Genomic DNA, 12,944 nt, shown 5'->3' with positions numbered 1-12,944 from the left:
ACTAAACCAAAGGAGCTAAAAAATGATGAAAAATTTATTTTTGACCTCGTCTTTTAAAGATGTTGTACCGTTATTTACTGAATTTGAAAGCAATCTTCAAGGAAAAACGGTTACTTTTATCCCGACAGCCAGCAAAGTGGAAGAAGTCGTTTTTTATGTTGAAGCTGGTAAGAAAGCGCTCGAGGATTTAGGATTAATTGTAGAAGAACTAGATGTGGCTACAGAAACTCTAGATGAAATAACAGCGACGCTCAAAAAAAATGATTTTATTTATGTTACTGGAGGAAATACTTTCTTTTTACTTCAAGAATTGAAACGATCTGGTGCAGATAAATTAATTTTAGAGGAAATTGCTAAAGGAAAATTATATATTGGCGAATCAGCCGGTGCAGTCATCACGAGTCCTAATATATCGTATATCCAATCGATGGACAGCGTGAAAAAAGCCATTAATTTAACCAACTATGATGCTTTAAATTTAGTCGATTTCTATACGCTTCCTCATTACAACAACACACCTTTTAAAAAAATAACACAACAAATAATAGTGGACTATGCGGATGATTTAAAAATATTTCCAATTAGTAACTGCGAAGCTATTTTTGTACAAGGTAACGTGGTAACTTCGAAAGGAATTCTTTAACAGCATTCTCCAAAAACGCCTTGAAACTTGGATATCCGTTTAAGTTTCAAGGCGTTCTTGTTTTTGTTGTATAATAAAACTAAAACTACATAATAGGAGGTACAACATGTACAAAATTTTTAGTTTCGTTTCATTAATACTTAGTATGCTATGTTTTATGGGCTTACAAGTTTTAAATGTTATTCAAAAAAATGTCATATTATTATCACTATTAGATAGCGAAGAATTTAATGACATTCACTTTTTCGGGAGTTTATTAGTAATACCTGTTTTACTTTTAGTCCTTACGATTATTTTTGCCTATTTAAGTATAAAATCTAATACAAACAAGTAATTTGATGGGTTTTGAACTGTTCCTCTACATCTGGGTCCAGTTTGAAGTCCGTAATTAAATAGTCAATATCATGACATGCTAAGCTTTGGTGCATAAACTTGTGTCCTACTTTTTCTTCTGTAACGAGTAAAACGAGCGAACTTGACTGGCGCCTGAAAGCTTGTTTGATGAGCGCTTCACCTTCATGTGTTTCCGTTGCACCTTTGTCATAGTCAATCCCGCGGCATGAAACAAAAGCAATATCCGCATTATAAGTTAAAGCGTCATTGTATGCTTTTGCGCCGTTCACCGTATATCGCTTCGTTAAAATCGATCCTCCTAAAATACTAACTCTTGCATTTGTAAATTCTGATAGCATGGAAGCCGTCATGACCCCGTTTGTAATAATTTGCAGTCCATCAAATTTACTTAAAACATCGATTAAATGCAGTGATGTTGAGCTAGAGTCTAAGAAAATCACCATATCATCGCGAATCAGTGATTTTGCAATATCGGCAATTCTTATTTTACTCGTTTCATTACTTCGCTCATTCATTTTCATTAGATAAGGCAAATCGATTTTTTTATTATCGATAATCATTGCCCCGCCTCTTGTTCGTCTCACAAGTCCTTCTTTTTCTAATTCTACTAAATCCCGTTTAACAGTGGCTTCGCTGTAGTTGACAAGCTCCACTAAATCAATAATCCGCATAAATTGTTCCACTTTTAGCCGGTTAACGATTTTTAGTTGCCGTTCCTTCGCTGTGCTTAACATGTTCCTCCACTCCTTAAAGGGCAAAAGCACTATAACTAGCGCTTCTACCCTTCTTATTAGTATTTATCTGCTTGACCAGTAGTATTTAAAATGTGTAATTTATGTCTTACAACTTCTTTTACTTTTTCATTTGCTGATGGGTACACTTGATTTGGTTCATACATCGCAGGATTGTCCACTAAAACGCGGCGAACTTCTTCAAAAAATACACTTTTCAGATCTGAACTAAGGTTTACTTTTCTAACACCATACTGTACAGATTCACTGACTTCTTTATCTGGATTTCCCGAACCACCATGAAGTACAAACGGAATATCCAAGCGTTTATTTAATTCTTTTAAAAGAGGCATATTCAGTTCTGGTTTTTTATCTTTAGGGTATAAACCATGCGCCGTTCCAATAGCTACGGCTAACGTATCAATGCCAGTTCTCTGTACGAAATCTTCTGCTTGGTCAGGGTCAGTATATATGATGGTATCCGCCCCGCCTTCTGCTGAACCATTGTTCCCGATTGTTCCAAGTTCCGCTTCAACAGAAACACCGACTTTATGCGCAAGTTCAACCACTTGCTTAGTCAACGCAACGTTCTCTTCATAACTGGCTCTTGAAGCATCAATCATGACAGAAGTATAGCCATTTCTAATTGCCCGCATCACATCTTTGATTGTTCCACCGTGGTCCATATGAATAACGACCGGCACCTTACTTCTATGTGCGTATTCTCTAACTGTTGCAACAAAGTTATCACCGAGATACTCTATTTCATCCGGATGAATTTCTAAAATTACAGGAGCATTATTTGCCTCCACTTCCTCCATTATCGCCTTTAACATATCAAAACTACAGATATTAAATGCTGGTACTGCAAATTGATGCGCTTTTCCTACTGCTAAAAGATCTTTCATTGTATATAACATTATATCATCTCCTCTTTATTTTTTCGCTTGTTTAATGGGGTTTTTAATAGTCCGACAGAAATTGCTGTCACGACTGTGCCTGCTGCAATTGCTAGTAAGTAGATAAATAAATGGTTAATTACATTTGGAATGAACATTACCCAAATTCCACCGTGAGGCGCCATCGAAGTTACACCAGCTCCCATCGAAATTGCAGCAGCTGTTGCAGAACCTAACATCAAACTCGGGATAACCCGGAGCGGATCAGCAACTGCGAAAGGAATTGCTCCTTCAGTAATATAAGATGCACCTAACACCCAACAAGAATTCCCCGCTGTTTTTTCTTCTTTTGTAAATTTGTTTTTAAATAATAGTGTTGCGAGTGCTAATCCAAGTGGCGGAACCATTCCAGCCGCCATACAAGCCGCAATCGGCGCCGTTACACCTGCTGACATTAACCCAATTGAAAAGGTTGAAATAGATTTATTGATTGGACCTCCCATATCTGCTGCCATCATCACACCAATGAGTAGTCCAAATACGACGCCAGATGTCTCACCAAGCCCATTTAGCCAACCTGTGAGTGCATTTAAAACCCAAGCGATTGGTGTATCAATAATAAATACCATCGCCAAACCAACAATCGTAATCCCTAAAAGCGGTACAACAATCAACTGATAAATCGAAGCAAGTGATTTAGTGACATTGACTTTATTAGCAAAGAAATGTGCCACGTAACCAGCCAAAATACCACCAATCATACCGCCTAGAAATCCTGATCCACCAACAGTCGCCAGTGTCCCTGCCACAAGCCCGGGCGCAAATCCTGCTCGACCAGCCACAGAAACCGCTATCCCTGCTGCAAGGGCTGGAACCATTAAACCAAATGCAGTATCCCCACCAATTTTTGAAAATGCAGCTGCAAGTGCGTTATACGAATCAGAGTCAGGGTTTGAGGCATCAATTCCAAAAGCAAAACTAATAGCAATTAAAATCCCGCCAGCTATGACAAATGGCAACATATAGTTAACACCATTCATAAAGTGATTATATAAACTTGCTTTTGAAGGTTGTTCAGAGCTTACATCCGAACTTTTCGCCTCCAAACTGATTAATCCTTTACCTGAAACAGTTTCATCAATAACCACATCAGCCTCTTTAATTGCTCTGGAAGTGGATACTTTTTTAATTTTCTTTCCAGCAAACCTTGATGTATCGATTTCTTTATCTACTGCTAAAATGACATAATCAGCAGTGGCGATGTCTTCCTTCGTTAAAACATTTTCAACCTTAGCTCCTTGTGTCTCGATTTTCACTTCGTAACCAAGCGCTTCTGCCGTTATAGTTAATTTCTCGGCAGACATATACGTATGCGCAATACCAGTGGGACAAGCAGTAACACCAACTATTTTCATGTGAAACGCCTCCTTAGTTCGATAAAATTGTTATAATTTCCGTTTTGTTTTTGGAATTTTTTAATTTTTCACGAAATTCTTTGTTCATTAACTTCCTCGACAGTTCACTTAGGATTTGCAAGTGAACATCTGTGGCTTTTTTCGGAACGCCAATAAGAAAACTACATTCAATCGATGAATTATCTAATCCAAAATAATCATATATAATGCCAGAATGAACAAAAACAATCAATGGTTCTTTTACATATTTACTTTTTGCATGAGGGATGCCAAAACCATCTTCAATTCCAGTGGAAGTTTCTTCTTCTCGTTTATATAAGTCACGTATAAATTTTTTTGGATTTGTTATAGACCCTTCTTCACCTAGTACTTCTGCTACTTTTTCAAATAATAATTGTTTTGTTTGAATACGATTATCAAAAATAATTCGGTCTTCATTAATTAAATTCGATATATTCATAATCCACATCCTCTCTCAACAAAGTAAGCGCTTCACTTGTTGATTACACTATATCACGATGAACGACTTCATTCAATATTATGGGTGTATTATGCAAAAAGTTCATTTTTAGGGCTATTTTGGTTGTTTATATGAACGAAATCAATCATTTTTATCCAAAAAAATTGTCCGCAAGCTTGCTCCCGCGGACAATTTTTCATTATTTGCAAGCTTCGACACCTTTTTCCAAAATCTCCATTTGTAGCAAGGTTTCTTCATCTGTCACTTGTTTAGGTTTACCGTTGACAATCGCGTCATACAAACCATCATAAACGCGGCCGTAGTCACCAACCTCAGAGATTACTTTTTCCTCGTGCCAAACTCCGGCATCATCGACATACGTAAGCGTTCCGTAATGTTCTGGTAAGTCAATCCCGAAATCCGGATTGCTTGGCATGTAAAATAGTTTTAAATGTTCTTCTTGGCGGTCTTTTGTTTCTTTTGTAAACATGCCTTTTTTACCGTAAAGAACAAAGCTTGGACGAGCTTTTATGCGGAAGTAGCTTGATTTTACAGAAACTTTTGTTACGCCATAATATAAATCAAGGTCGAAATAATCGTTCATTCGTCCTTCGCCGAGCAGTTGGCGCACATCGTAATGGATGTTGTCCGGTTTACCGAAATAAGATAGTACTTGGTCGATTGTATGGCAACCGTGACCATATAGATAGCTATCGTAGAATTTAAATTCATGGACGGATTCTGGGATTTCTGGACGGAAATAGTCATAGTGCATTTCTACTTCCAAAAGTTCTCCCAATTTTCCACTTTCAATTACTTTTTGTGCTGTAAGAAAATCGGAATCGAAACGACGATTTTGGTAGCATTGTACTAGTAAACCACGTTCTTTAGCAAGCTCAAAAATTTCTTTAGCTTCGGCGTATGTCATCATAAATGGTTTTTCAACAAGCACATTTTTGCCGTTTTCTAACACCATTTTGGCATAGTCGAAATGCGAACTTTGTGTTGTAGAGATGGTAATTAATTGGATTTCTGGGTCTTTTAACAGCTCGTCTAAGTCGGTTGTATAGTGAACCCCTTCAATTTTGTCCCATGTGGCTGTTTTGGGATTTCGATTATAAATCGTCTTCACTTCAATATTATCCCGCTCTAAAATAAACGGTAAATGATATCTATTCGTGCTTTTTCCGTTTCCGATAAAACCCATTTTCAACATACTATTTCCTCCTTATTTTAACAAACTAACAAATTTAGCTTAAACGCTGCTAATTTATCAGTGTATATATCTCAGTTGTTACCCATCCATAGTACTACACTAACGCGCTATTTAGCCAATAAAAAACTTGCTAAAACGTCTGTTTAAGGCGTCTTAACAAGTTTTTATTTTCTATTAATCACATCACTATGGTGTATGGGTTCTTATTGTGCTTTTACAAATTCTGCTGATTTGTCGCCAGCTTGACGTCCGAAAATAATGATTTCAGCGACAGAGTTTCCGCCAATACGGTTTTCCCCGTGCAAGCCACCAGTTACTTCTCCCGCAGCAAATAGGCCTGTGATTGGTTTACCGTCTTTGTCTAAAACTTCTGTATTTGTATTGATTTTTACGCCACCCATTGTGTAATGAATTCCTGGTCCGATTTTGATTGCGTAATATGGTGCTTTAGATAAATCATTATCCATTGCTGTTGTTCTACCGAATGCTTCGTCTTTTTTGTTTTTCACACTTGCATTCCAAGTATCTAATGTTTTCGTTAGCTCTTCTTTTGGTACATTGATTTTGCCGGCTAATTCATCAATTGTTTTACCTTCTTCCACAAAGCCCATTTCTTCGTATTGCGCGATTGCTTTGACGCGGTCTTTCACGCCTGCATCGAAAATAAGGTAAGCGGATTTTTCTGGTAGTTTGTTGATAGAAGCTGTTACGTTATCGCGTGTGTCTAATTCGTTTCCAAAACGTTTTCCTTCTTGAGAAACTAAAATCGCACCTTCACCACGAACGGCTTCACCGATAAGGTAAGATTTATCTTGTTGAACAGTTGGGTGAACTTGGATTTGATCCATGTCTACTGTAGTTCCACCAAGTTTTTCGATCATTTTAATACCGTCGCCAGTACTTCCTTCTTGGTTCGTTGTTACATATCCTTTTAAGTCTGGACGTTCTTTTTCAATCATATCTTTATTAGCTCCGTAGCCGCCAGTTGTTACAACTACAGCGTTAGAACTAATTGTTTTTTCGTCTTTGTTGTTTAATTTTACTTTAACACCAGTTACTTTTCCGTCTTTTTGTGTAATTTCTTTTACGTCTGCGTTAACGAAAACTGGAATTTTTTGTTCTTGAACATTTTTTAGTAAACCGTCTACTAAGTATTTACCAACAGCCGAGCCATCTTCAGGACGGTGCGTACGTTTTTCGCTCATTCCGCCTGTGATAGTTAAGTTGTTTAATTTAATGTCCATGGAATCCAACCAGTCAATGGCGCTGGCGGAATTGTCTACGAAAAAACGAAGCATTGCTTTATCGTTTGTTCCGTGACCACCTTTTAATGTTTCTTCGTAAAATTTATCGTTGCTATCATTAATTCCTTGTTCTTTTTGGAATTTAGTTTCAGATGCATTCATACCAGATGAGGCTTTCATTGTGTTTCCGCCTGCAAGTGGCATTTTTTCAAGGATTACTGGGTTCATACCTTTCGCTTTTGCTTCTAGTGCTGCGGACATTCCTGCGCCACCTGCACCAACAATAACGATATCGTATTTATCTTTTAATTCGGATGGATCTGTGTAACTAGTTTTTGATGCTCCCGATGTAACTTCTGTTTTTTCTTTTTCTTTTGTTTTCTCCGTGTCACTTTTGCTTGTGTTATTGCTGCCACAACCTGCGATAATTAATGCAAGCGATAGTAGCATGATGAAAGTTGTAGCTAACCTTTTTTTCATTTTCGTACCTCCACTTTTTTGAAAAATTTCCCCTAGACCAATAGTTTGTGATTATATTAACATATTATATCACTAATTGAGATATCTTTACAGGTCATCAGGCAAATTTTCCAAAATAAGAAAAAAAGCAATTTACAGATTTTTTTACAATGATGTAAATGTTTTCTATAACTACTCCTCATTATTTCCACAAAGTGATATAATAGCAACATCAAATATTAAAGGAGCATCGCCATATGACGATAAAAAAGTACGAACCACTTAACCTCTATACCAATTTCAAAAAATCTGCTGAACGCTATCCAGAAATGCCCATCCATTTTGATGAAGAGCTTGTTACTTTTCCTGAATTAGGCCTTCACACTACTTACAAAAAATGCGAAGAGGCTATTATCCAAAAAGCAGCTCACCTACATAAATTCGGTGTTCGCAAAGAAGAAAAAGTAATCGTATATAAATCTGCCAAATTCGATTCTTATATTTTAGCAGTTGCGATTTCTTATATTGGTGCCGTGCCAATCATGGTTTCGCCGCATCTTCCAGCGTCTACTATTGATATTTTTGTTAATCGCCTTGACCAACCTTGGTTACTTTTTGATTCTGAGACTTCTGAGAAAAGCCATCAATTAAACAATTTGCCAGACAGTAGATTGATCAATGCTGAACAATTGTTTAAAGCACCACTAGACGGCTACACATGCGAACAAGAAGAATTACCAAAAGATATGATTGCTTATATGACTCACACTTCTGGAACAACTGGTGTGCCAAAATTAATTGCTCACTCTGCGAATTCGATGGGTTGGAGAACGAAATACCAACGACGTATTCTTAATTTCATCAAACCAAGAGGACTTGTAGCTTTCCACATCTCACCAGTACATTCTCGTTTTAACATTGGTGTTTCGTCCTTGATGTCGCTTGGTTTCCCACTTCTGCCAATTGCCAACCCGTCTAAAGCAAATGTCGAAAAAGTGCTACGCGAATACAAACCGTATGTACTCGAAACGCATCCAAATCATTTTGTTCAATGGGCATCGCTTGCTCGTGAAAAACCAGACGTTTTCCAAAGTATCAAATTTTATCATTCTACTTTTGATGCGATTAATAAAGAAACAATGGCGGTTTTCCTTCGTACTTCCGAATATAAAAAACCAATTTTCTTACAAATTTATGGACAAAGTGAATGTGGTCCGATGATTTTACGTGGTCATACGCTTCAATCCATTGAAACGCTAAATGCGCGCGATATGGGGATTGGCGTTCCTGGTTTAACAGAAGTTCGGATTGTTGACCAAGATGGTAATCCTGTTCCAGCTGGGGTTAGTGGTAATATTCAAATGCTTTCCAAAGGTCGCGCGCTTACTTATTACAAAGAAGAAGCTCGTTTTGAAGAGAATGTGTACGGACCTTGGTGGGATAGCGGCGATTATGGTATGAAAGATGAACAAGGCCGGTTATTCTTGCAAGATCGTCAAGTCGATTTAGTAGAGACTATTGACAGCACACTTGCAATTGAAGATAAACTGCTTGATACGCTGACTTTCTTAGATGAAGTTGTTATCATCCGCGGTGAAAACGGTAGCCCGCAACCAATTATCGCAGTTCATAATGACGGCGAAATGAACTGGGACGCATGGTGGAAAGCTGTTTCTGACTTGCCACATATGAACGAACCAATGGTGATGAAATATGATGAAATCCCTCGTACTGCAACAATGAAAGTACAACGTTTGCAGATGGAACGAGAATTGAAAAAATAAGTTTCAAAAAAGCAGCTGCATTATGCAGCTACTTTTTTCTTTATTTTCTTCTAAGTGTAAGTAATGCTAAACTCGTAAGAAATGTTCCAATAAAGATTGGAAAAAGCACATGGTCATCTCCTGTTGCTGGTAGTACGATGTGGTTTATAGTATCTATATCACTCGTATTAGGAGCTCCCTCTGTACTATTTTCAGAGTTACCTCCGCCTTCATCGGTTCCTCCATCGTCCCCACCAGAAGCTGCATCTTTACTAAACTGGGCATACAAGGTTATATCTTTCGCTGGCATTTGATTGTTTGTGAAGTCCCATTTTGTTCCACCAGATTTGGCATCATACCAACCTTTAAATGTATAACCCTCTTTAGTTGGCGCTGGTGGTTCTTCCAGTAAACCTTGATAGTCTACCGTTTGAGTAGAAATGACGCCATCTACATCAAAAGTTGCGGTATAACTATTAATACTAAACTGAGCATATAAAGTTATATCATTTGCTGGCATCGTATCGGCTGTAAAATCCCATTTTGTTCCACCTGTTTCAGCATCATACCACCCGTTAAATGTATAACCCTCTTTGACTGGGGTTGGTGGTTCTTGTAAAAGTGTCCCTGTTTCGACATTTTCCGTTGTTTCTTGCCCGTCAATATTGAAAGTTGCTTTAAAATATTGCACCAATGGTTGTTCTACAGTCCCACTGAAATTACCAGTTGCATTCCCAACCGTATCACGTTCAATAAAGGTATAGCTGACTTTTGGAATATAAGTAGGCAAATTCCATGTAACCGATTCATTCGCATACACACCATTATCACTAATTGTATCTGGATCAATCGTTTGTTCCGCAATGTTTTTTATTAAATTAGGAATAGTTATGGTGCTTTCGAAACTTATCGGTTCGTTTACGATTAATTGATTAGTCATTTGAATAATTGTTAATTTCGTTAAACTGTTTAAAGGTCTAATATTACTAATTTTATTTTGACTTATATCGAGCCAATCTAGATTTATTAAACTCGAAAGACCAGTTACATCACTAATTTGATTGTTTGATACGTATAATGTTTGTACATTGGTTAAGCCAGCGAGTGGAGTAGTATCCACAATTTGGTTCGCTGATAAATCAAGCAAGAAAAGGTTATTTAAAGCACTTATCCCCTGAAGATTGTCAATTTGGTTTTCATTTGCATATAGAACGCCTAAATTGCTTAGTGCTTGTAGCTCATCTAGATTTGTAAGCTTATTTTTACTAACATTTAAGGAGCGGAGTTGGTGTAAATTATTTACTCCACTAAGGTTCTCCAATTGATTATCATATAAGCCTAAACCCTTTAGATTTGTTAAACCGCTCAGTGGCGTGATGTCAGTAATTTGCGCGTCGTTAATATCTAGAGCTTGTAAGTTTTTCAAGTTACTAAGTGCGCTAATGTCGCTAATCGGATTTCCACTTAGCTGAAGCATGGTCAAGTTAGTTAATCCCTTAAGTGGCGAAATATCACTTACTTGATTACCTGATAAAATTAAAGTTCCTAAATTGGTCAAATAGTTCATACCTTCTAGGGAGCTAATACCTTTAGATGTAAGGGTTAATGAATTAATAGTATCTAAATCTGTTTGAGTGACAACCTCTGCTGTACTCGACTTTCCGAGTGTAGTTTGAATTTCTGTCGCTAAAGCATTATCGGGAAAAATCTGGCTGATTGCAGCTGGTGGTGCAGCGGCTGCGTGTGCGTCTATTTTTATAAATACATTCGTCCCAATAACAATCGACAACGCCAAAACAACGTACAAAAACAGTCTCCCTTTGGATTTCATCTTGCTCCCCCTGACAAAAAGTTTAATAGTATCTTGTTCCCATTTTCTTATCACCAGAAACATAAAAAACAGCTTGAGGCCCCCCTCAAGCTGTTTTCATTTCATTTGGTAAATCATTCCGATTGAAGCTGGTGCTGATTCCCGAAAACCAAATTGTTTGTATAAATCATCTGCTGGTACATCGGCAAGTAATGTAACACAAGCAGTTTTATCTAAATTCGAATCAATATATTTTTTAATATGGGTCATAATTAATTTTCCATAACCATTACCTTGAAATTCCGGAAGTACTGCTATATCAGAAACGATAAACATAATTCCATCACCAACGAGCCGCCCCATTCCAATAAGTGCACCGTTTCCCGTCGACCGTAGACCCACAAAATACACACTCTTCAACAGAGCCTGACGTGATACTTCAATAGATCGAAAACTAAGGCCAGCATCTACTCGAAGTTTAACAAATTCCTCCGCATTTGGTAAATCAGTTGTAATAATATAATCCATTTTCAATCTCCTATCAAAAAAATCTCTTTGAACCAATTGTCGCCCAAAGAGTTTCAATTTCTATTTTATTCCGCAATTTTAACAGGAAGTCCCGCATCTTGGAATTTTTTATATAATGCTTTATTTATCTTATTATCTGTAATTAGTAAATCAATGTTTTCTGCTGACGTGATACTTGCGGTCGAGATTACGCCCATTTTTGTGTGATCTAGAAGTGCAATCAATTTGTTAGTACGTTTTGCAAGAAGTCGTTTTAGTTCGGTTTCATAAATGTTGAAATCGGTTAAGCCTTCTTCCATTGTAAAACCTTTTGCTGACATAAAACATAAATCAGCGTGAATATTTTCAATTAAATTTGCGCCAAGAATTCCTTCCAGTGTGAAAGAGTTCGTTGTTACAATCCCGCCTGTTAAAATAACGCTAATATTCGGGTTGTCTTTTAGTTCGATTGCCGTATAAAGTCCGCTTGTAATAACAGTCAGTCTTGAAAAACCATGTAACTCTTTTGCAAGCGCCAGTGCAGTCGAGCTGGCATCTAGGATAATTGTTTGATTGTTTTTTACTAAAGTTGCCGCTTCTTTCGCAATCGCTTCTTTTTCTTCGATGTTGCGAATAATCCGGTCATTAAAATTAGTAAATTTCTCTTCGCTCTTTAAAAGTACCGCACCCCCGTGTACTTTTTTAATCATCCCGCTTTCTTCTAATGCAGATAAATCATTTCGGATGGTGCTAATCGAGACATCCAAGATACGACTTAATTCTGGTACAGTTATTTTGTTATTTTGGTCTAGTAGATGAATTATTTTGTTTTGTCTTTCAAATGGAAACATCTGCTCGCCCTCCTTTTACCTATCAATGATTTCTTTATGTATATACATATTACCCAAAAAAATAACAAAACACAAATATATTTTACAAAACACAACAAAAGATAACACTTTACAATAAAAAACAAGTATGTTAGGATTTAAATAGCAACTAAACACAATTAAAAACAGAAAGGAGCAACCAAATGATAAGTATTGTTTTAGTATCTCACAGTCAAAAAATCACAGAAGGCCTCCAAGAAATGATTGTTGAAATGGTTGGAGATACGGTACATATTATTTCTTCTGGCGGAACTGGCGACGGGCGTCTTGGCACAAATGCAATCATGATAGCTGATAACATCGCAACCTGCACTAATTCAGAACATATATATATTTTTTGCGACATTGGAAGCGCTATCTTAAGTGCCGAAACAGCACTCGAATTATTAGACACTGACCTCCTTGAAAAAACAACCATCATCGATGCCCCACTTGTTGAAGGCGCATTTACTGCTGCTGTTCAATCTCTCGTTAATCCATCCAAAGAAGCTATCCTACAAGAACTCACAAACGTGCATTAAAAAAGTAATAAAACGCAATTTTGTAACTGGGA

The 12,944-nt window shown here is 37.2% G+C and carries 13 protein-coding genes; 4 read left to right on the top strand and 9 right to left on the bottom strand.

The genetic code is table 11. The features are described from left to right. Positions 1-25: 25 nt before the first annotated feature. Both AB2Q86_RS02010 and AB2Q86_RS02005 read left to right on the top strand, forming a co-directional pair. Positions 26-643 (top strand): peptidase E, encoded by a 618-nt coding sequence (locus AB2Q86_RS02010; RefSeq protein WP_077904934.1) that lies wholly within the window; start codon positions 26-28, stop codon positions 641-643. Between the two features lie 106 nt (positions 644-749). After that, positions 750-977 carry a hypothetical protein gene (locus AB2Q86_RS02005; protein WP_003729083.1) on the top strand — a complete coding sequence of 76 codons (228 nt, stop codon included), beginning with the start codon at positions 750-752 and terminating at the stop codon, positions 975-977. On the opposite strand, the gene AB2Q86_RS02000 is transcribed toward AB2Q86_RS02005, so the two are convergent. From AB2Q86_RS02000 to AB2Q86_RS01975, 6 genes are all read right to left on the bottom strand, one after another. After that, positions 961-1,731: a DeoR/GlpR family DNA-binding transcription regulator gene (locus tag AB2Q86_RS02000; RefSeq protein ID WP_003724291.1), complete on the bottom strand. Its 771-nt coding sequence runs from the start codon at positions 1,729-1,731 to the stop codon at positions 961-963. The genes AB2Q86_RS02005 and AB2Q86_RS02000 overlap by 17 nt on opposite strands. 56 nt (positions 1,732-1,787) lie before the next feature. Continuing rightward, entirely contained in the window at positions 1,788-2,648 is an 861-nt protein-coding gene (locus AB2Q86_RS01995; protein WP_012581993.1) for a ketose-bisphosphate aldolase, read from the bottom strand. Further along, entirely contained in the window at positions 2,648-4,042 is a 1,395-nt protein-coding gene (locus AB2Q86_RS01990) for a PTS fructose transporter subunit IIC (RefSeq protein ID WP_003723209.1), read from the bottom strand. The genes AB2Q86_RS01995 and AB2Q86_RS01990 overlap by 1 nt, the downstream gene beginning before the upstream one ends. Before the next feature lie 13 nt (positions 4,043-4,055). Next, entirely contained in the window at positions 4,056-4,502 is a 447-nt protein-coding gene (locus AB2Q86_RS01985; protein ID WP_012581994.1) for a PTS sugar transporter subunit IIA, read from the bottom strand. 199 nt (positions 4,503-4,701) lie between these two features. Then, positions 4,702-5,718, bottom strand: a complete 1,017-nt coding sequence (locus tag AB2Q86_RS01980; RefSeq protein WP_012581996.1) for an oxidoreductase — start codon at positions 5,716-5,718, stop codon at positions 4,702-4,704. Positions 5,719-5,921: 203 nt separating this feature from the next. After that, entirely contained in the window at positions 5,922-7,442 is a 1,521-nt protein-coding gene (locus AB2Q86_RS01975; protein WP_003729088.1) for a flavocytochrome c, read from the bottom strand. A 236-nt stretch (positions 7,443-7,678) separates the two neighbouring features. Between AB2Q86_RS01975 and AB2Q86_RS01970 the strand changes: the two genes are divergently transcribed. Beyond that, entirely contained in the window at positions 7,679-9,205 is a 1,527-nt protein-coding gene (locus tag AB2Q86_RS01970; protein WP_003735504.1) for a class I adenylate-forming enzyme family protein, read from the top strand. A 40-nt stretch (positions 9,206-9,245) separates the two neighbouring features. On the opposite strand, the gene AB2Q86_RS01965 is transcribed toward AB2Q86_RS01970, so the two are convergent. From AB2Q86_RS01965 to AB2Q86_RS01955, 3 genes are all read right to left on the bottom strand, one after another. Next, a complete protein-coding gene (locus AB2Q86_RS01965; RefSeq protein ID WP_012581997.1) occupies positions 9,246-11,015 on the bottom strand; it encodes an InlB B-repeat-containing protein in 1,770 nt (589 codons plus the stop codon). A 96-nt stretch (positions 11,016-11,111) separates the two neighbouring features. After that, positions 11,112-11,522, bottom strand: coding sequence for a GNAT family N-acetyltransferase (locus AB2Q86_RS01960; RefSeq protein WP_012581998.1), 411 nt, complete (start codon positions 11,520-11,522; stop codon positions 11,112-11,114). 65 nt (positions 11,523-11,587) lie between these two features. Next, complete coding sequence (locus tag AB2Q86_RS01955; protein WP_012581999.1) at positions 11,588-12,352, bottom strand: DeoR/GlpR family DNA-binding transcription regulator; 765 nt, start codon at positions 12,350-12,352, stop codon at positions 11,588-11,590. Positions 12,353-12,534: 182 nt separating this feature from the next. Here AB2Q86_RS01955 and dhaM2 point away from each other — a divergent pair, with 182 nt between their 5' ends. Next, entirely contained in the window at positions 12,535-12,912 is a 378-nt protein-coding gene (gene dhaM2, locus AB2Q86_RS01950; protein ID WP_003723202.1) for a dihydroxyacetone kinase phosphoryl donor subunit DhaM2, read from the top strand. The last annotated feature ends 32 nt before the right edge of the window (positions 12,913-12,944 follow it).

Origin of the sequence: Listeria monocytogenes (assembly GCF_041765605.1) — a bacterium.
In the GTDB taxonomy this organism is placed as follows: domain Bacteria; phylum Bacillota; class Bacilli; order Lactobacillales; family Listeriaceae; genus Listeria; species Listeria monocytogenes_D.
This window is presented reverse-complemented; position numbering and strand designations above follow the sequence as displayed.